General features: G+C 44.9%; 11 protein-coding genes. 5 read left to right on the top strand and 6 right to left on the bottom strand.

Going from position 1 to position 21,246, the window contains the following annotated elements; genetic code table 11:
* Positions 1–3 precede the first annotated feature (3 nt).
* Positions 4–3,132: an intermembrane phospholipid transport protein YdbH family protein gene (locus HBAL_RS00710; protein ID WP_012778001.1), complete on the bottom strand. Its 3,129-nt coding sequence runs from the start codon at positions 3,130–3,132 to the stop codon at positions 4–6.
* Positions 3,133–3,296: 164 nt separating this feature from the next.
* Between HBAL_RS00710 and HBAL_RS00705 the strand changes: the two genes are divergently transcribed.
* From HBAL_RS00705 to clpB, 4 genes are all read left to right on the top strand, one after another.
* Positions 3,297–4,619, top strand: a complete 1,323-nt coding sequence (locus HBAL_RS00705) for a M23 family metallopeptidase (RefSeq protein WP_012778000.1) — start codon at positions 3,297–3,299, stop codon at positions 4,617–4,619.
* Between the two features lie 175 nt (positions 4,620–4,794).
* On the top strand, positions 4,795–5,973 hold the full coding sequence (locus tag HBAL_RS00700; protein ID WP_012777999.1) for an acyltransferase family protein: 1,179 nt from the start codon (positions 4,795–4,797) through the stop codon (positions 5,971–5,973).
* 650 nt (positions 5,974–6,623) lie between these two features.
* Positions 6,624–8,117 (top strand): methyl-accepting chemotaxis protein, encoded by a 1,494-nt coding sequence (locus HBAL_RS00690; RefSeq protein ID WP_012777998.1) that lies wholly within the window; start codon positions 6,624–6,626, stop codon positions 8,115–8,117.
* Between the two features lie 197 nt (positions 8,118–8,314).
* On the top strand, positions 8,315–10,936 hold the full coding sequence (gene clpB, locus HBAL_RS00685) for an ATP-dependent chaperone ClpB (protein WP_012777997.1): 2,622 nt from the start codon (positions 8,315–8,317) through the stop codon (positions 10,934–10,936).
* 80 nt (positions 10,937–11,016) lie between these two features.
* Here clpB and HBAL_RS00680 read toward each other — a convergent pair whose 3' ends face one another.
* The 5 genes from HBAL_RS00680 to HBAL_RS00660 form a co-directional block, all read right to left on the bottom strand.
* Positions 11,017–12,999: a hypothetical protein gene (locus HBAL_RS00680; RefSeq protein WP_012777996.1), complete on the bottom strand. Its 1,983-nt coding sequence runs from the start codon at positions 12,997–12,999 to the stop codon at positions 11,017–11,019.
* Positions 13,000–13,201: 202 nt separating this feature from the next.
* The gene (gene murI / locus HBAL_RS00675) at positions 13,202–13,999 is read right to left on the bottom strand and encodes a glutamate racemase (RefSeq protein WP_012777995.1); all 798 of its coding nucleotides are present in this window, start codon (positions 13,997–13,999) and stop codon (positions 13,202–13,204) included.
* Positions 14,000–14,002: 3 nt separating this feature from the next.
* Positions 14,003–14,872, bottom strand: a complete 870-nt coding sequence (gene aguB, locus HBAL_RS00670; RefSeq protein WP_012777994.1) for an N-carbamoylputrescine amidase — start codon at positions 14,870–14,872, stop codon at positions 14,003–14,005.
* 38 nt (positions 14,873–14,910) lie between these two features.
* Entirely contained in the window at positions 14,911–15,942 is a 1,032-nt protein-coding gene (locus HBAL_RS00665; RefSeq protein ID WP_012777993.1) for an agmatine deiminase family protein, read from the bottom strand.
* 172 nt (positions 15,943–16,114) lie between these two features.
* Positions 16,115–19,270, bottom strand: coding sequence for a TonB-dependent receptor (locus HBAL_RS00660; RefSeq protein WP_012777992.1), 3,156 nt, complete (start codon positions 19,268–19,270; stop codon positions 16,115–16,117).
* A 397-nt stretch (positions 19,271–19,667) separates the two neighbouring features.
* On the opposite strand from HBAL_RS00660, the gene HBAL_RS00655 reads away from it, so the two are divergent.
* Positions 19,668–21,236, top strand: coding sequence for an ArnT family glycosyltransferase (locus tag HBAL_RS00655; RefSeq protein WP_012777991.1), 1,569 nt, complete (start codon positions 19,668–19,670; stop codon positions 21,234–21,236).
* The last annotated feature ends 10 nt before the right edge of the window (positions 21,237–21,246 follow it).

Here is a 21,246-nt window from a genome sequence, read left to right as displayed (position 1 = left end):
CGCTTAATGTTCTAAGAATGTGCGATGCAAACTAGGCGCCGTTGTGGCAGCAATGCGTCTCTCCTTAAATCCAGCTGCGATATTTTGAACATACGCGTTTATTCTATGCTCTGCGATAGAGGATGCACCAATTAATGCCATTAAATCAGAGCGAATAGAAACATCCATTTCAAATCCATGCCCCTCGACAAAATCCAAATTTCTGCCAGCCATAAAAACATTCACCAACATTTCACCCGTTAGCTCACCACTCACATCCACTAACATTTCATCATATTTGAAATTTTTCAGTGCATTCACTAGCAAAGCAACATTCTCATTCGTCGACGCAAGCTTTTGCATGGCCGGTGTGTCATACCGAATAAAACCGGCGGAGTTTGATTTAAACTGCGCCTCATCGATTTTAATATGTCCCGTTGAAACTGAGGCCGCTATTTGGCCACTTAATGTACCATACGCATGAACACCCAGCAGACTCGCATCATCAAGAAATCCTGCAAGGTCTATATTGTCAGCCAGAATAACGACTTGGTTGACCTCGGCCTCTGTTTTCCAGACGACTGGCTCCAACAATAAAAATCCCTTTGCAAATGGCCAAGTCGATTTTTGCACATTCACTTCATTAAAATTTTGAACTTGAAACTCTACCACACCATTTTCCAGAGGTGCGCCCGCATTCCATTTGTGGATCTTGATCCTCTGATCTGGCAGAGAATGCTGCATTAAAAGATCGTCAAACTCGATCTGGCCAAACACGCCTTCAAATAAACCTGCTTTGGGTGTGACAAAACCAATATCAACCAATTCAACTATGCCATTTGAGCTCAAATTATCTGGTGTCCATTTGATATGTCCATCAAATGTAATGCCTCCAGCAACATTAGCAGCGATCCCCTTTAAGCGTGGAAAGACATGATGTGGCTGCAATCCTTTTCTTTCAAACAGCAGATTTCCCGTTGTTAAATCAATCTGGCCCTCACCCAACACAATATCATAGGACACCTTCCCCGCCCCTAAATGATGGCGGTGCGTTTGGTCCCAAGCCGACAATTGGCCCGTGATTTGACCGTCGCGAAGCAAAAATTCACTTTCGATATTTAGATCGGCAAACCGTTTCTGTTCTGATTGGTCCATGGCAATTGCACTGACATGCCGTATCTCGCCTTCCAGCCCCGTCTCACTTCCCGAAAACAGAAAATCCGCCGCGATACCTTTCAAAGCGACATCGCGAAACTGCATTTGCGCATTCGGCACCTGCCCATCAATTTTCCAATGTGTATCAGCGGCAAGCTCAATGCTAGTTTGCGGTGCTGAAAGCGTGATCACTTCATGACCTACACCTATCTCTGCTTCAATATCCTCAACAAATGCATTCAGTTGGATGATCTCATCAAAGGTCCAGTTCAAACGTGTTTTGCCAATATCGACATCATAAGTTTGATCCAAACGCTGCACTTGTGTCTCCAACCCTGACAAACTGCCAGAACCTGACAATACCCTGTTTGTTAATGATATATTGTCCGATTGATAAACTGCCGAAAAGCCAGAGACCTTGGCAGAATGCGTTTGAAAACCGCCCACTTCTACATTTAAAATTTGATGTGGATCAATGAAAACACGCCCATCTTTCCATTGCCCTGACCAGTCCCCTGCAAGACGCACATTTTGCCAGTCCGCATTAAATGCCGGTCCAGAAAACAAAATCTCAGCATCACGCAATGAGAATTGAGTCTTTTGAAAATCACTGGTGATTTCCAAGGAAGCAATCTTCAAGTTCAGCATATCTGCATCGATAAACCTCCACTGCGGTGCTGATGAAGTCTGATTAAAATGCACATCTCCTTCAAAACGAAACGCATCTGGACCCGCATTTAGCTTCATGTTTTCTACATTGAGTGCATAGCCTTTGCCGCGCACAGAAAAAGCTTCTTCAAAATCCAGCACCTGACTTGTGATATCAAAAGACCAGAAATTTTCAGGACTGGGGTTATCTTGCCCCAATCGACCAGAAATCGTCTGATTTATTGAAAAATCAATGCCTTCATTTCCACCAACAACAAGCCCCTCTATTTTCGTTCCAGATAACTGAAAAGGAACAGAAATATCAGTCAGAACGGGTTCGACATTTGAAGGAAAAACATCTTCAAATTGCGCTTTAATCTTCGCGGATAGCGCATTTGCAAATGTGGTATTGGATGCAGTCACCAATCCTTCCGCGTACAAATGCTCTATAATTTGGTTTGGTTGATCCAATGAAGCGCGCATAGAGGCACTTACTATGACAGTTTCTGCAACCAAATTTTCAGCCGCAAAATTTTTAAAGGCAATATCTGTCTGCGTTTCCAACTGCAAGGTTTGAGTATCTAACCGATAATTAGAATGCCCAGTCACCAGAGCCGCAAATTTTTCTTCTAATTGAGCGTTCTGCAAATCTATAGATACATCACCAGATATATAATCCTTGTAAATTTGGAACGCTCCTTGAGCTAAACTCACATCAGCTCTGTATTTTTTGTGTTCAATACGCTCGTTTGGTATTTGAAATGAGACCGAATAGGCCTGATCATCTTGCTTTAAAACACTTCCTGATATTCCAAACATGCGGTTTTCAAATGGAATATCAACGGCAAAACGATCAATCTGTACATCCTGCCCCGCCCAAAACAAATTGTCCTGAAACTGCACAATCTCTTTCAATTGCGTCAGCAGTCCTTCAACATCTTGTCCATTTCCGCTGCTTAATTGAGCGCGTATTTCACCAATTTCTACGCTCTGAATATTGGCCAAATTTCTTATCGGCCAATTCACGCCTAAACGAATATTTTCAGCCTCCAAAGATTGAAAACCAGATTTTTCAACCGTGAGGGAATGAATGCCAATTTCTTGTGAACCGATATAATCAACATCAACCACACAAACGATTTCATGGTTAAGACATGATTTTTCTATGAGTGATTTCGCGATCCAGGATTTGCTCGCATACAGACAAATCAAAACCAGCAGTAAACACAGCAAAACAGCCCCGAAAACGCCACTTTTGTTTTTCAAAATGGCTGTCGTCGTTGGCAAATGATCTGGTCGTGTTTTAATCAGCTTCTTCACTTGCGACACTTTAAGTATAGTTTGGCTCATATCCTGCTTATTTTATTTGCAAGAGTGATGATCTTATCGCCTAATCAGTTTTTCTGTCGATAGGTTACGCATAAATGTAAATATTGCCGTTTTACTTCATAATATTTGAAGTACTAGGATTTAAGTCGTTTTGAACACGAGTAGAGTTTGGAAACCATTTGGATATGATTAGTCTTTATTCCATCAGAAAATCTGTTGCATCAACTACAATCACCATAGTCGCTTTAGGTACGCTCGCATTATCAGGATGTGAGAATGAAACCTCATCTGCTGATGCAAAAAATCCAATATCAACACAAACATCTCAAAATAATTACCTCGCCGAGCTTGCAAATCTTGTCAGTGCAGAAGACGTAACTCCAGCAGCGCCACTCTCCATCAAACCCGGCGCGCTAAAAAAACGCGAAACCCTAATTGATGTGCTTGATCGCCTTGGCGCTGATCGCAAAGAATCCAACCGAGCAGTGTATGCGGCTGCTAATCATATTGACATGCGCAGGCTGCGTCCCGGACAAGGCGTCACTGCTTATTTTCAAAACGATGATACCGCTCAGCTAACAGCCCTCTCCTTTAAACCTGATGCAGAGAGACAAGTCCTCGTCTCCAAAAGCTCAGCTGGCGATTGGGTCTCACGCGAATTGAAAGTTAAACTTCACCCTGATTTTGAAAAAGTCGGTGGTGTCATTGATACAAGCATTTATGATCTGGCACTCAAACAAGGTGCTGGTGACCAGCAGGTCGTCGATTTTGCCGAGATATTTGCTTATGATGTCGATTTCCAACGTGAAATTCGCCAAGGCGATACATTTGAAATTGCCTATGAAGTTTTTCGCGATGAATTGGGTAATACAATCAAGAAGGGTGATGTTTTATACGCCTCCCTGAACGGTAAGAAAGTCAGCCGGAATTTCTACCGCTATACAACATCAGATGATGGTATAACGGACTATTATGACGATAACGGCAAAGCCGCACGTAAATTCCTGATGAAAACGCCAATTAATGGCGCACGCTTGTCATCCAGCTTTGGAAAACGTCGTCATCCTGTTCTGGGCTACACCAAAGTGCACAAAGGCACCGACTTTGCTGCCCCGCGCGGCACGCCGATATACGCCGCAGGAAATGGTGTCGTCGAACGCGCATCTCGATATGGAAGCTATGGAAATTATGTCCGCATCCGCCATGCGGATGGCTACAAGACCGCCTATGCGCACATGAATGGTTATGGCAAAGGCATCAAATCTGGTGTGCGCGTCAAACAAGGCCAGATTATTGGATATGTCGGCACCACAGGCCGCTCAACTGGCCCTCACCTACACTATGAAGTCCAAATCAATGGTAAGCATGTTGATGCGATGCGCCTCAAATTGCCAACTGGACGTACACTCAGCGGTGAAATGCTTGAGAAATTCAAAATCGAAAAAGCAAGAATTGATGCCATTCGCACAAGCCATGAACTTCCAATTTTATTGGCTGATGCATCTTAAGGCAACATAAAACGCTACCCTGACCTTCTGTTCGAAACGCTCTGAAAGTTCAGAATTCTTCCCGCCAGTCATCACTGTTTTGTGATATTGATGCCTGCGGGTAGATTGTAAATATGGCTTGAATTTTGCGTAAGTTAAGTTTCAAAGAACTGGCGACGGTTTATGGGACAGTTTCATGCAAGATATCACCGCAAATAAACCTAAACAGGTATTCCTGTCCTTAAATGGACTACGATTTGTACTTGCTATATGGATCGCCTATTTCCATGTCGGTCACATGTTCGACGAAGATGGTTTTGGGATGCTCCCAATATTGCGTCTTGGCATATCCCGCGTCGATGTATTTTTTGTTCTATCGGGCTTTGTTCTTAGCCATGTCTATTGGGCGCAGCGCACCAAACCTTTTAATTTCCTAGATTTCATGGTCGCACGTTTTGCGCGCATCTATCCAATGTATCTTATCGCTATGGGGCTGATACTTTTATATCTGGTCGCAGGATTTGTGCTGGGAAAACAAAGTGACACAAATTATCCAATCAGTGACCTCTTCAAATGCCTATTCTTCCTTCAAGCCATCGGCTTAACCGAAACCAATTCTTGGAATTTTCCAGCTTGGGCAGTAGCAGCAGAAATGGGCGGATATATTGCATTCCCACTTTTCATTTTGGCCGCGAAACTGACACGCAACTGTCCATATGTCTTGTTGGCCATCGCACTAGCCAGCGTTTTGTGCGTTGAATTATTCCTACGCAATTATGCGCATCTGGATCTTTACCGCGTGACAAATGACTGGGCTGTGCTTCGCGGCGCATCAGTTATGTTTTGCGGTGTCGCGGCACGGTCAGTGTTCAATGTTTTCAAGCCCGGTCAAATCATGTCTTTGGTCACAATCCTTGCCAGTATCAGCATAGTCGTGACAGCAGCCTTCTACCAATCGGGAGTCTATGTAAACACACACCTGCCAATGGCTGTCACATCCGCTTTTACAAATGTTCTAGATGTCGCCAGCGTTCCTTTTGTTGGGCTGGGTGCTGCATTCCTGATGATTGGTTTAGCTAGACTTGATGAACTGAAAATCAAGACATGGCTTTCCGGTCCGCGTATGCAAGAGCTTGGCAATTGGTCCTATGTAATTTTTATCTTGCATGCACCGGTTTACACAATCCTATCGCAAGGTCTGGGAATTGTAGGCTATGAATTTGAAGCTACACCCCTCACTTCTTTAGGCTTTATGCTGGTTGCGGTGGCAATAGCTGGCCCTGTCTACCACTATGTAGAGAAACCAGCACGTGTGCTCATCAGAAATTGGTGGCAAAATAGACGCGGTCACAAAATCTCTAAAGCCGGCTTATAAACCCTGATTAGTTTAGGGTTATGTCATTGATTTTTTACACAAAAAAACAAGACCAAGACCAAATAAAGCGAAGTCCAAAATATTAACAACAAAGTTAAATTGGTTAGTCTTTAGAATTGTTCTAATTAATACATTCCAATTTCTAAACTTGTTTGTGATGAACTCTTTGAAAATTATCTATTCTCTTTAGCTTGTTAAGTTCTACTTTACCTACACATGCAATAAATCAAAAATAGATACGAAGTTTGAAATACAGTTCAACATCCTTCAAATTCTGTATTTAGAGTACTCAAAAAGATAGGAGTAAGTATTTAGACAGGGAAGAAAACGAAATTGCATATCCTTACAATAACCATCTCAGCTTTTTCGACTTTCGGCGTGACTTTTCTATGCTTAAGTCCACAACCCAATGATCAAATATTTGCGTCTTTCAACACCCAATACTCGATCTATGAAATCGAGAACAATTTAAAAGCTCTAGATATAGATGTCATATCCTTCGATGAAGATTTGAAGCACGTCATTGTTTCAAATCGTAAAGGAGACGCCTCAAATCGCTTAAAAAAAGCTGGAGCTCAATTTGTTATCAAAGCCAAGTTTGCCCAGTTTTGTTCCAGTACACCCAAAACTTCTGAATTAAAGAGCCAATTATGAAAAGCCAAAACAATTTAGATATTGCTGCATTCAACATCAACGATTTGCGAGCGCATTTTTCCAAATTTGCCGTTGCGTTGCTTTGGATCCTTGTCGCGCTGGTCGCGATCTCAGGTTTTACGCAGCAGGGAGCTGCAAGTTTACCTGCTTTAGGTCTCGCAATTTTGCTTGCTGGTACAGGCACCGCCTCCAACATAAAACAACCTGGTGGATCAAGTGCTTCAACCACAATCTCAATAGCGCTTGCCGGATTAATTGCGGTCCTTGTCTATAATTTTAGCTGGAATGGTGAGGGAGTTGCATTTCAAATAGATATGCACATGGCTTTCTTTGCAGGCCTCGCAGTTGTTGTCGGTTTTTTAAATTGGCGCGCATTGGTGGCTTTTTCAGGTGTTGTCGCTTTCCATCACCTAACATTATCCTTCATTTTCCCATCGGCGGTATTCCCAGATGGTGCTCCAATCGCCCGTATTGCATTGCACGCTGTAATTCTGGTTTCTCAGTGTGCAGTCCTTATCTGGTTGACTCAACAAGTTCACAAACTTTTTGCAGCAAATGCCGCCTCAATGGCCAATTCAGAAGCATCGGCGCAGCAAGCTATCGAATTGCAAAAAACCGTTGAAGAAGGTGCCAAGGAAAACGAACGCCGCTATTCTCAACTTCAAGCTTTCGCAACAGAATTTAGAAGCGATGTAAGTGACCTGATGACGGGCCTCACCTCTCGTGCACAGGAGTTAGATCAGGTCGCCAACGAATTAGAAGCATCTGCACAAGCCTCAATTGGAACATCAACAAATCTCAGCGATGCTTCGCAACTAGCAGCACATAATGTCGATAGTGCAGCAGCAGCAACGGAACAATTAGCCTCATCTATCTCAACAATAGCTCAAAAGATTGCTGCAACGAATGCCGTGGTATCAGATGCGGATAAATCCGTACGCTCATCATCTGAAACGGTCGCGACATTGTCGGATAATGCTCGTAAGATTGGCGATGTCATCAGCATTATTAGTGATATAGCCGAGCAAACCAACCTGCTTGCGCTGAATGCGACAATTGAAGCCGCCCGAGCAGGAGAAGCCGGACGCGGATTTGCTGTCGTTGCCACGGAAGTGAAACAACTTGCAGATCAAACAGCTAAAGCCACTGTTGAAATTGCTGAACAAGTGCAATCAATTCAATTAGCATCCGAAGACACATCAAAAATCATCGAAACTATTTCTAATGTCATTTCGGAAGTCACAAATCAGACAACATCTGTGGCACAGGATGTCGACGAACAAAACAGCGCTACAAATGAAATCGCACACAGCACACGTACCGCCTCTGAAGGCACGAATACTGTCGGCAAAGAAGTTAAAATAGCCATTGAATCGGCTGAGAAGACATCCCAAATCGCTGCTAAAATCGTGTCTGCATCAGGCAATGTGGCTATCGCCAGTGACCGGTTACGCAATAGCGTCGATGACTTCCTTAAAAAGGTTGTCTAATCCCCTGCTGCTTTCACAATCTAGAGATAAATGCTCAAGAAATGTACAAGAATTATTCTTGCATCTCTTGAGCATTTTTTTTGATTACCCATATCAAATTTGTGGAGTCGCCGATAACGGGGCTCCCCAACTTTCGTACACGATCACGCGTAAATGCTGATGCGTGTGCGCTTTATCCGCCTAGAAAGGGGATTAATATGGATATGGACAAATTTACAGATCGCGCACGCACTTTATTGGGCACAGCGCAAACATCTGCCGTCGCTGCAGGTCATCAGCAATTATCATCTGAACACATTCTCAAAGCACTGTTTGAGGAAAGCGATCAACTTAGCGCAAACTTAATGCGAGCGGCTGGTGGGCACCCTGAGCAAGCCCAGCAATTAAACGAACAAGCCTTAAATACGATACCTAAAGTCACTGGCTCAGGCGTAGGGCAATTATCAATAAATCAGGGCGCTGCTGCTGTTCTGACAACATCCCAAACTGATGCTCAAAAAGCGGGTGATTCATTTGTAACCGTCGAACGTCTACTTGTCGCAATCGCCAAGGGAAATGACAAAGCTGCATCAGCTTTAAAAACGGCTGGCGTAACAGCAAAGGCACTTGAAACAGCTGTTGAAAATCTACGTCAGGGCCGCAAAGCAGATAGTGCAAATGCTGAAGAAAGCTATGAAGCATTATCCAAATACGCTACCGATCTAACAGACGCTGCGCGCGCAGGAAAACTTGACCCTGTTATTGGCCGCGACGAAGAAATTCGCCGCGCAATTCAAGTTTTGTCTCGCCGCACTAAGAACAATCCTGTCCTTATTGGTGAGCCAGGCGTTGGTAAAACAGCCATCGCCGAAGGACTTGCAAACAGGATTGTTGATGGCGATGTGCCTGACAGTTTGCGTGACAAACGCCTCCTGTCTCTAGATATGGGAGCCTTAATCGCAGGCGCGAAATATCGCGGTGAGTTTGAAGAACGCCTGAAAGCTGTTCTCACAGAAGTGACATCTGCTCATGGCCAGATCATCCTGTTTATTGATGAGATGCACACACTGGTAGGTGCAGGTAAATCTGATGGAGCAATGGATGCATCCAACCTGCTAAAACCCGCCCTCGCCCGTGGCGAGCTGCACTGTATTGGTGCAACAACTCTAGAAGAATACAAAAAACACGTTGAAAAAGACGCAGCTTTAGCGCGGCGCTTCCAACCTGTTTTTGTTGAAGAGCCTTCTTTAGAAGACACAATCTCTATCCTACGTGGATTAAAAGAAAAATATGAAGTCCACCATGGAATTCGTATATCTGATGCGGCGATTGTCGCCGCAGCCACCTTGTCCAATCGCTATATTGCAGACCGTTTCATGCCTGATAAAGCCATAGACCTTATGGATGAGGCCGCATCTCGTTTACGTATGGCTGTTGAGTCCAAACCTGAAGAATTGGACGAAATCGACCGCAGATTGATGCAATTAAAAATCGAAGCTGAAGCTCTTAAGAAAGAAAAAGATGAAGGCTCAAAAGATCGATTACTCAATATTGATGCCGAGATTAAAACACTTCAAGCTCAGTCAAATGAGATAACAACCGCATGGGAGGCTGAAAAGTCACGTCTAGGCGGTGCAACGCAAGCAAAAGAGCAACTCGAAAAAGCACGCGCAGAACTTGCAGATGCAGAGCGACGTTCAGATTGGGAAAAAGCAGGAGAGCTAAAATACTCTGCCATTCCTTTGCTTGAACAACAAATCTCAGCCGCTGAAACAGCTGGTGACAACACATCTGGCAGCCTCGTCAAAGAAGTTGTGGATGCAGAAGCGATAGCCTCTGTTGTCTCTCGCTGGACCGGTATCCCTGTGGATAAAATGATGGAAGGCGAACGCGAGAAACTCCTCTCAATGGAGGATAACCTCTCCCAACGCGTTGTTGGGCAAGATGAAGCACTGGAAGCAGTTTCCAACGCCGTCAGACGCGCCCGAGCTGGCTTACAAGACCCTAGTCGCCCTATTGGTTCCTTCATGTTTGTTGGCCCCACAGGTGTAGGGAAAACTGAGCTAACAAAAGCACTCGCCGAATTTTTGTTCGACGATGAAAGCGCAGTCTTACGTCTTGATATGTCTGAATATATGGAGAAACACGCCGTCTCACGTATGATTGGTGCGCCTCCTGGATATGTCGGATATGAAGAAGGTGGTGCCTTAACCGAAGCTGTACGTCGTCGCCCTTATCAGGTCATCTTGTTTGACGAAATCGAGAAAGCACATCCAGATGTGTTCAATACTTTATTGCAAGTCCTCGATGATGGCCGCTTAACAGATGGTCAGGGTCGTACCGTGAACTTCAACAACACATTGATTGTCATGACATCAAACCTCGGCGCTCAAGCTTTGGCTGCTGATGCCTCTGAAGATGAAATATCAGAAGATGCAAGACACAGCGTCATGACTTCAATTCAGGGACATTTCCGTCCTGAATTCCTCAATCGTATTGATGAAGTTGTCTTCTTCAAACGTCTTGGCCGCGCTGAGATCGACCGAATTGTCGGCGTTCAATTAAAACGACTAGACAAATTACTAGAAGACAGACGCATCACCATGGATATAGATCAAGCAGCTATGAAGTGGCTCGCAGATAAAGGATATGATCCAGTATATGGAGCGCGTCCTCTAAAACGCGCGATCCAGAAAGAAGTACAAGACCCACTTGCACGTATGATTTTGGAAGGTCGGATAAAAGATGGTGAGAATGTCGCCATTTCTGTTGACGACAATATTCTGACTTTAAACGGCGTGCCAACCAATCTGATTGGAAAAACAGGCGCGTTCAACTAAACTTCAAAACCAAATAACAAAAAAGCCCGCCTCATATTATTGAGGCGGGCTTTCTTTTGCATACAATTTACGTTGTAGGATTATTTTCCATCAACTAGGCCAGTAACACCTTTTTTGATCTTCTGGATAATTGAAGTCTTTTCTTCTTCAGCTTCAGTTACCTCTTCTTCTGCAGCGTCTTCAACTGCCTCAGAAACTTCCGCCTCAACATCTGCTGTCGCTTCTTCTGTCGCAGCTTCAACTGCTTCAGAAACCTCGGCTTCTACATCAGCTGTCGCGTCTTCTGTCGCAGCTTCGACTGCCTCAGAAACTTCAGCTTCAACATCAGCTGTCGCTTCTTCTGTCGCAGCTTCAACTGCTTCTGAAACTTCAGCTTCTACATCTGCTGTCGCTTCTTCTGCCGCTGCTTCAACTGCCTCAGAAACCTCGGCTTCTACATCAGCTGTCGCTTCTTCGGTTGCAGCTTCAACTGCCTCAGAAACCTCGGCCTCAACATCAGCTGTTGCTTCTTCTGTCGCTGCTTCGACTGCTCCAGAAATCTCTGCTTCTACATCTGCTGTCGCGTCTTCTGCCGCTACTTCAACTGCTTCAGAAACCTCGGCTTCTACATCAGCTGTTGCTTCTTCTGCCGCTGCTTCGACTGCTTCAGAAACCTCGGCTTCTACATCAGCTGTCGCTTCCTCTGTCGCTGCTTCGACTGCTTCAGTAACTTCCGCCTCAACATCAGCTGTCGCTTCTTCAGTTGCTGCTTCAACTGCTTCAGAAATGTCGGCCTCAACGTCAGCTGTCGCTTCCTCTGTCGCTGCTTCTACAGCTTCAGTAACTTCCGCCTCAACATCAGCTGTCGCTTCTTCAGTTGCTGCTTCAACTGCTTCAGAAACCTCTGCTTCAACATCTGCTGTTGCTTCTTCTGTTGCTGCTTCAACTGCCTCAGAAACTTCCGCCTCAACATCTGCTGTTGCGTCTTCTGTCGCTGCTTCAACTGCTTCTGAAACTTCCGCCTCAACGTCAGCTGTCGCGTCTTCTGTTGCAGCTTCAACTGCCTCAGAAACCTCTGCTTCAACATCAGCTGTCGCGTCTTCAGTTGCGGCTTCTACAGCTTCAGAAACGTCGGCCTCAACGTTGGCTGTCGCTTCTTCAGTTGCAGCTTCAACTGCCTCAGAAACGTCGGCCTCAACATCTGCTGTTGCTTCATCAACTTCTGTTTCTGCAAGTGCAGCATCTGCTTCATCAAGTTTTTCAAGAATACTGGCGTTCAAGTCATCAGTTTCGTAAAATTCATCTTCTGGTTCTGCTGTAATTGCTTTTGGTTCAACAATTTCAACTTCTTCCACCACATCGACGACTTCAGAGACAACTTCGTCGCTTACAGCTTCGGCTTCTTCTAAAACTTCTTCATTAGTTGCCTCGTCTTCTACGTCCGCAACTTCGGTCTCAACTGTTTCAACGCCATCTACTTCAACGCCATCTACTTCAACTTCGACTTCCTCAGCAGCTGCTTCTAAATCCGCAGTCTCTTCGTCTACCGTCTCTGTAACATCAGCAGCTTCTACAAGCTCTGTCTCTTCAGACTCAACCTCTACCGCTTCAGTAATCTGAGCTTCTACATCTGGAGCAACCTCTTCTGTCGCTTCTTCAACAGTCTCAGAAACTTCTGTTTCCATATCTGCCGTTGCATCTGCGGCGACAACTGACGCCTCTTCAGTAAGAGATGTTGGGCCAACAAGGACAGGCTCTGCAGATACGAAAGGAAGATACAGCCATTTAGCAGCGTCACCATCCTTGGATATACGCGCCCAATCATCATTTCTTTCATACACGGTAATTTCAGCACCAACACCAAGCATTTCATCAAATGAAACGGACATTTCTGGTTGAGCGAAAACTGGAATAAATTTTGGTGTAATTGTAAATGTGTCTACAGCTATTTCAGCGCTTTGTTCTTCAACAGCAGCTTCTACTTCAGCTTCTTGCGCCATCGCTGGAGATATCGTCAATGCCAATCCGGCAACGGACGCAAACAACGCAGACTTCAGAGTGTTTATCTTTAAAAGAGGTTTCATAAAAAGAGTCCTTATTATTTGAATAAAGCGCCACGCCCCAACTGCTTGGCAAACTTTGACTGCAACATTCTGTCACTTAACCCGATATCAAAACTAGAATTCAGCAAGACGTCACAAATAGTAATCACGGCCCCTTATTGAGCCCCACAACATTGATTAACTAAACATAAACAAAATAAAATCAAGGCGATCACTGCTTTTATTACAAATCCACAGTTTCAACTCTGGTATAGCCAAATTTTTCAAGTACTGGGAAGTATGCGTCCCTATTTGCTCTACCACCAGTAAGTAAAACACATGCATCTGGGGATTTTTTAGATGACTTTTCCCTTACTAGGAGTCTACCAACCTGACGCCCTATCGCATCCCCAGAATCTATCAATTTTGTAACATATGCAGGACAAGCTTTTTGTATTTGATCCCGAATTAAAGGAAAATGTGTACAAGCCAAAACAACCACATCAATATTCTGGCCCTCAGCACCTGAAAACAAAGGCGAAATTGCATTGTCGAACATATCTTGAGAAAGAATTTCTCCGCGTACATGTCTTTCGGCCAATTCAACCAAACCAGCGGTGCCATGGCGCACAACCTTGATGTGAGCAGCAAATTGGCGCTCCAAGTCATCCAGATATTGTCTGCGTATCGTTCCCGGTGTGGCTAACACCCCTATCGTTCCTGTTTGCGTGATTTCAGCGGCCGGTTTTATAGCCGGAACCGTTCCCACGACTGGAATATCGACAATTTCGCGTACACTTGCCAATGATAAAGTACTTGCGGTGTTGCACGCCATGACAAATATATCGGGCTTAGCTTTTTCTATCAGTGCTTTGCATAGCTTTGGCAATCTAGCTTGCAGCTCTTCATCCGATTTCAGACCATAAGGAAAAAAACCGGCGTCAGCAGCATAATCAACAATCGTGTCTGGGATCTGTTCTCTGATGGAATTGACAATGGATAACCCACCAACACCGCTATCAAAAACAAGGACCCTATTCATCACTTAATAGCGCCCATCATCATCTGCACCTGACACAAGGCTCGCATATAATTCAGGTCTTCTGTCTCTGAAAAATCCCCATGCTGCTCGCATCTGGTCATTATAATCCAGATCAAAACTAGCGACACGCACCCCTTCTTCAATGCGATCAAGATCTTCAACGACCTCACCTACCGCATCACATATGAAGCTCGTTCCATAAAAAGCTTGCCCATCTTCCGTGCCAACGCGATTGGCTGCAGCAACAGGAACTACATTCGCCACGGCATGCCCTTGCATGACGCGCCGCCAACGCGCTGCTGTATCCATATCTGGCTCCTGCGGTTCTGACCCGATCGCCGTAGGATATAATAACAGGTCAGCTCCCGCCAACGCCATGGCACGCGCACATTCTGGATACCATTGATCCCAGCATATTCCGACGCCAATGCGCCCCTTTTGGGTATTCCAAACTTTGAACCCCGTATCACCGGGCCTGAAATAGAATTTCTCCTGATATCCAGGTCCATCTGGAATGTGAGTTTTGCGATAAACACCCATTAATTCGCCTGTGGAATCGATCATCACCATAGAATTAAAATAGTGCGGACCCGATTTTTCATAAATGGAAACAGGAATTACGACATTGAGTTCTTTAGCTATGGGTGCCAGCGCCACAACACAAGGATGTTCCCGCCACGGGTAAGCACGCAAGAACTCTTTTTCTTCTTGCGTCTTACAAAAATAATGCCCCTGAAACAGCTCTGGCGGAAGCACAACATCAGCGCCAAGCTTCGCTGCGTCACGTATTTTGCTTACAACTGTTTCAATATTGGCGTGCATATCGTCGCTAAACGCACTTTGAATGACACCGACACTTAATTTTCGAGACATCAATTACACCTGAAGTTAATCGCAATTCTACACATTCATCATGCGGGTTGCTGTTGTGTGATGCAATGGAAAGAACCACCGCCAGTGAGAATATAGTTAGATGGCAAGCCGATAAGCTGGCGGTCTTTAAAAATATCCTGCAAAATGGATATGGCCTCTTCCGCCGCAGCTTCACTTTTTTCACCATAAATGGGCATAATCACTGAGGCGTTGCCTATTAGAAAATTCATATGGCTTGCAGGCGAAATCGCCCCTTCAGCATCTCGATATAAACCCGGAGATGGAATACGCGTCACCTTTAGTTTGTTCCCATCGGCGTCAGTCTCATGCGACAAGACATCATATATGGCGTTGAGCACATCTGCATTTGGATCATCATCACCTGTTGGAGCCATGCAAACAACATGAGCCGGGCCAACAAATCGGGCAACATTATCCACATGCCCGTCTGTGTGATCGTTCAACAATCCACCTTCCAGCCAGATAACTTTTCGTGCGCCCAAAGCACTTTGCAAAGCTTCCTCGGCATCAGCTTGTGTTTTCCAATCGGGGTTTCTGTTCGCATTTAGCAGACATTCGCGCGTGGTCAGGAAAGTTCCTTTTCCGTCTCCGTCAATGGCACCACCCTCAAGGACAAACTCATATTGCTCACTACGCGCATCTGCTATCCACGCCACCGCACGCGATACTTTATCGTCATGCTCATAGATATATTTTCCGCCCCACCCATTCACCCGAAAAGATGCGGCCAGATCATGAGTTAGAAATATTGGGCCTGTATCGCGTAGCCAAATATCGCCATAAGGCTGCAAGATAATCTCAGCGAGATCTCCCACAGCAGCCTGCGCGCTTTCACGCGCCTCTTCATTCTTGACTAGCAGTTTGACCTTATCACCTTTGCGATCATTGCAATCTTCACTCAAACTACGGATCAAACCTTCGACCTCAAGACGCGCAAATTTTGCTTCCGGTGCCCACAAATCATCACCCGTAGGCCAAGCCGTCCATACAGCGGCATGCTCTTCCCATTCAGCGGGCGGTACGACTGCTTTATTGTCTATCACACTCATGGGATCGAAATTCTTTCAGCTAATTTAGTGCATAAAGTCAAAATGGAAGGCGATATATCAAGCTTCTTCTTCACAGGGTCAATAAGTATTCAAATTCCTTAAACATAAAAAGGGCGGCTCCAATCGGAACCGCCCTCTTCGTTATTTATTTGATTGAATGTCTAAGCGTTGCTTAGAATTCGTATTTCACACCAAGACGTAGTTCCCAAAGTGAAACGGCTGTTTCACGACGTTCAGCTGTTGCAGCAAAGAACTCGTTGTAAACATACTGGTTTGTTGCTTCATCAATTGACGCATCTACAATACCAACTGTTTGTGGGAAGCCAGCTTGGTAAACTGCACCCCACTCATCGTTAAGCAAGTTTCCGATGTTTTCGATAGTGAAGTAAGCTTTTGATTTGTGTCCGCGCAATGCACCAGGGAATTCCTGTTCGATGCGAAGATCAAATTTGTTTACCCACTGACCGTCTTGAGCGTTACGTCCAGCGATTCCGCCACGTCCAAGTCCAGCGCCATCAACATAGGCGAAGAAAGCTTCTTGGTCGAAACCGTCTGCGAAGCGAACCAATGGGTCACCCGCACCAGTTGGTACGTAAAGCAAGTGGTTTGCAACAGAGTCATCACCGAACATGTCGTCTGATGAGCTGTTGAATGTGTAAGAGAATGGACGCGCTTGGTAAGCTGACCCAAACAAGTTTGCACGTGTGAAATACTCGCCAAAGAATGCTTTTTCCCATGAAAGGTTCAAAGTGAAGCGGTGAGGAATTTCATAGTTTGATGTTGCAACGCCAAGGTTGTTCGCATCAGTACGAGCAACGTTAAAGAAGTTAGAGTTCGCAACTGATGAAGTCATTGGGTTTGAATCTTCAGCATCTGTAAATGCGTAAGCCAATGTCCATTTAATTCCGAAATCTTCGTATGCTTTAGACAATGCACCAGAAAGTGTGTTTGATTTTCCGCCATCATTGTTAGTCAGCAGATAATCACCACCAAAACCAGCAGATCCACCATAAATTGGGCGACCATCTGGAGCGTTACCTTCTTGCTCAGCTGAAATCAGTTGAACAGTTGATGCATCTTTAGTTGCAGACAACAACCAGTCAGCCATCAATGAGTAATCTTGACCCCAGAAACCTGGAAGGTCGAAGTTGTATGTGAAACCAGCTGCAAATTTCCACTCAGAAGGAATTTCAAAGTCTGGGTCCAGCGCGTTAACAGGACCATTTGTTGATGCTGCTGCAACTTCGTTGAAGAGACCCTCAGGGATACCGTAGAATGGACGTCCAAGGCCGTCTTCGTCATTTACGAATGTCAGGCTTGAAAGTGGAGCACCAGAACGATCCTGAGCTTCGTACAATGTTACACCATTGTTGGAGTAGTTGTTCGAAATCCAAACATTCGGGTTACCACCAGAATAAAGTCCGGCACCAGCACGAACTTGGATGTCACCGGCGTCATAGTTGAAGCCAAGACGTGGCATAAGAAGATCTTTGCCATCCATGTTTGAAGTGTTAGCGAAACCGTATTTGTCAACAAAGTTTTGGTTGTAGTTAGGCTCATCATCGCTTGTGTAATAGTCATAACGAAGACCAGCAGTCAGGTTCATGCCTGGCTGAATTTCCCACTCATCCTGCAAATAGAATGTGTTTACTGCGTAACCAAATTCCGCACCACCATCATTGGCGTTGTTTGTACCAGTGGCGTTTTCGTACGTAATACGGCTAGGTGTACCAGCGACAAAATCATCAATTGAAGAGAAGCGGTACTCACCTTCAGCTTCTTGTACGAACAAGTTGAAAACATCTGTTTCAATGCGCTCAACACCAGCTGTCAATGAGTGGTTGTTCAATTGGTAGTTTGCAAGACCTTTGTAAGTCCATGTTGCGTAGTTAAGTGCGTTTGCGTGACGTGAGTCATCAGAACCTAGGTAAATTGTGTTACCGTTGTGACTGATTTGAACTTCACCAAAACGAGCACCATCAAGTGACGCTTGAGTGAATTCAACTTCGTTTTTAGAAACGCGCAATTCTGTCGAGAAATTATCTGTCCAGTTAGAGAACAACTGACCAGAGTATGTTTTTGTCTCAGCACCACGTTGGTAAAGGTGTTTTGAGTATTCAAACTCATTGTTGTCGCCATCTGATTCAGATAGGCTCAAACCTTCATCATAGTTGTATGTGAAAGACGCACGGTGGTTATCAGTAATGTTTGCATCAACGCGCATCAAATATTTTTCATTGAATGTCGCTTCGGTCGCAGGAACACCACCTGGATCATAGTCGTACAAATTGATGGCAGCATCACGGATACGGTCATAATCTGCTTGAGTGAAACCAGCGATTTCTGTACCAGCACCAGAACCTTCAACACCGCGGTCGATTGTTGCACCTGGGCCTTCGAATTTTTCATAAGCACCGAAGAAGAACAAACGGTCTTTAATGATTGGACCACCTAGAGAGAAACCGTGACGTTTTGTTTCAAATGGGTCTGAATTGATTGTGTCGCCTTCAGATTTGTCACCTTTAAGGCTATCATCTGTGTAGTCGAAGAATGCAGAACCGTGGAATTCGTTTGTTCCTGATTTCGTTACAGCGTTGATGTTACAAGCTGTGAAACCGTTATACTGAACATCAAATGGTGCAAGCTCAACTGAAACGTTTGAGATAGCATCAAATGGGAAAGGCATTTGCTGACCAGGGTAACCGTTTGAGTTCAAACCGAAACCATCGTTCAAGCTCACACCATCAACTGTCAATGAGTTAAAGCGTGGGTGAGCACCCGCACATTGAACACCATCACCAAAGCTCTCATCAATGTATACGCGCGGGTCTTGGCGGATAATGTCGCGAAGGTCACGGTTTACAGATGGAGAATTTTGAAGTGTTGCAAGGTCGAATGTAGAGTTAGGACCAATTGCTGTTTGGATCACGTTTGCTGCAGAAGCTGTCAGTACAATTGTATCCATTGTACGAGCTGCATCTGTCGCTGCAAACTGAAGGTTCAAGTTTGCAGTCTCACCAAGAGCAATGAATACATCGTTCAATTGAAGAGATTGGAAACCATCTGCTTGAGCAGTAATGGAGTAAGGTCCACCAACATTCAGACCACGTGCTGAAAAGGCACCCTGTTCGTTTGTAGTCAAGTTAGTTGCAGAACCTGTACGTGTGTCAACAACAACAACAGATGCACCTGAAACAACTTGCCCTTCAGGAGAAGTTAGCTGACCGCGCAATGCAGACGAAGTTACCTGAGCTTCTGCTTGAAGCACGATACCTGAAGAGATGGCGGCAACAGCCACACCACCGATGAGATTTTTCCAATTGGTCATAGATATACCCCGTAAGACCTACTGACAGTGGCGCATGCTATATTGGGAAGGGCACACACCGCGAATACGGGTCGCATACATTGAAGACATGACACTAAAAAGACAGTTTTCAGATATGATATTTTTTTGATTTGTCGTGACACATTTTTGCAACAATGCCAGTTTTCATAAAAATCCTCAAAATTTGCTCAAATACACCGCAACTTTCATTAACCTTAAAAAGTCAAGTCAGAAATTTTTCAAAAATAATCCGTACAGAAATCAAATTTAATAATCCAAATCTAAAACCTACCCTCCCTTAGGGAAGGTGGAATTTGTCATATACATTTGCTAAACTCATCAGAAACAGGTTTAAGTTCCCTAACTCCTGAAATCCAACCCAGAGACAAAGCCTTACATGTTCCCAATACCAAGTATTGTACACCGCAACCCTATTCGAACAGTGGCAGTGGTCCTGACTGCTTTAGTCTTCTTAAGGCTTGTCTCCGTCATTCTTTCTCCACTTAACATCGGTCCAGATGAAGCCCAATACTGGAGATGGTCCACCGAGCTGGATTGGGGATATTATTCAAAGCCGCCACTGATTGCATGGATGATATCTTTGACCACATCTATCTTCGGTCACAGCGAATGGGCGATACGATTTTATGCACCATTTGGGCATGGTTTTGCTGCCTTCTTCCTATTTTTGCTCGGGAAAAAAGCATTTGACGTCCGAACAGGTGCTTGGGCTGCTGCCATTTATATGATGATGCCGGGCGTTTGGCTGTCTTCCAATATCATTTCCACGGATGGACTTTTACTGCCCTGCTGGTCGGCAGCAATCACGTTATTGTGGTATCAAAGAGAAAACACTTCTTGGCTAAAAGCTATATTGATGGGGTTAGCAATCGGATTTGCATTCCTCGCAAAATACGCTGCCATCTATATCCTTGTCGGGTTTGTTCTAGCTGCAATTGTCGATAAAAAAACTCGCCAAGCTCTGCTCTCTTGGAAAACCCTCGCAACACTCGCCACCGGATTTGCTGTCATTCTTCCAAATATATTATGGAATGCTGCGCATGATTTTGCGACACTTGGCCATACCGCAGACAATGCAAACTGGGAAAATTCCACATTCAACCCTGAAAACATGATCAAGTTTTTCCAGGACCAAATGGGGGTATTTGGTCCCGTATCTTTCATTATATTGCTTGGTGGTCTGGCAATTATCTTGCCTAAAACAGATAAAGCGAGCGCCGCAAAGGACAGATGGTTTCTGTGCTTTATTCTACCAGCACTTATCATCATTGCAGGCCAAGCCTTCGTTTCACGCGCACATGCAAATTGGGCGGCGAGTGCATACCCAGCTGCATCCGTCCTTGTCGCAGCGTGGAGCTTGCGCGCAAACTGGACAGCATTCTTAAAAATCGGTCTCATTTTTAATGCTGTTGTTGGCTTTGCAATGCTTGCCTTTTCCATCAGTCCGGCTTTTGCGGATCTAACAGGCTTTTCAAATGCTATCAAACGCGTCCGTGGATGGGAGCCTTCCATTGCGCAACTTGATAAAGCTGCCAAATCCATAGACGCAACCGGAATTGTATTTGACGAACGTGAGTTCTGGCATGGCATGGATTATTATGGAGAACGTCTAGACTCCCCGCCTGAGCATTATCTATGGCAACGCCATGATACGCCTCATGCATTTGCAGAATCATTTGCTCCCGTGCCCAAAGGCCAACCAGACACCTATCTTATCGCATCCATTCGTCCCAATTTTTTGGCGCGTATGAAAGCAGACTTTGAAACATTAGAGCCTGTTGGCCGTTTTGATATTCCTATTGGTGGCTCGCACCTGCGAACATTCTGCCTCTACAAAGCAAGCAACTTCAATCCAGTGCCGCGCACATTGGAATATGAGACAGAGTTTAAGGACCTCGTAGAAAAATGCCCCTATGAGGAAAACATCATCTCTTCTACGAAATAAATCTCAGGCC

The organism is Hirschia baltica ATCC 49814 (assembly GCF_000023785.1).
GTDB lineage: Bacteria > Pseudomonadota > Alphaproteobacteria > Caulobacterales > Hyphomonadaceae > Hirschia > Hirschia baltica.
The sequence above is the reverse complement of the archived record's forward strand: the minus strand, read 5'-3'. Positions and strand labels throughout refer to the sequence as shown.

Coding starts and splice junctions, on each gene's coding strand:
- HBAL_RS00710 (WP_012778001.1), bottom strand. CDS start 3,132: ATGAGCCAAACTATACTTAAAGTGTCGCAAGTGAAGAAGCTGATTAAA.
- HBAL_RS00705 (WP_012778000.1), top strand. CDS start 3,297: ATGATTAGTCTTTATTCCATCAGAAAATCTGTTGCATCAACTACAATC.
- HBAL_RS00700 (WP_012777999.1), top strand. CDS start 4,795: ATGCAAGATATCACCGCAAATAAACCTAAACAGGTATTCCTGTCCTTA.
- HBAL_RS00690 (WP_012777998.1), top strand. CDS start 6,624: ATGAAAAGCCAAAACAATTTAGATATTGCTGCATTCAACATCAACGAT.
- clpB (WP_012777997.1), top strand. CDS start 8,315: ATGGATATGGACAAATTTACAGATCGCGCACGCACTTTATTGGGCACA.
- HBAL_RS00680 (WP_012777996.1), bottom strand. CDS start 12,999: ATGAAACCTCTTTTAAAGATAAACACTCTGAAGTCTGCGTTGTTTGCG.
- murI (WP_012777995.1), bottom strand. CDS start 13,999: ATGAATAGGGTCCTTGTTTTTGATAGCGGTGTTGGTGGGTTATCCATT.
- aguB (WP_012777994.1), bottom strand. CDS start 14,872: ATGTCTCGAAAATTAAGTGTCGGTGTCATTCAAAGTGCGTTTAGCGAC.
- HBAL_RS00665 (WP_012777993.1), bottom strand. CDS start 15,942: ATGAGTGTGATAGACAATAAAGCAGTCGTACCGCCCGCTGAATGGGAA.
- HBAL_RS00660 (WP_012777992.1), bottom strand. CDS start 19,270: ATGACCAATTGGAAAAATCTCATCGGTGGTGTGGCTGTTGCCGCCATC.
- HBAL_RS00655 (WP_012777991.1), top strand. CDS start 19,668: ATGTTCCCAATACCAAGTATTGTACACCGCAACCCTATTCGAACAGTG.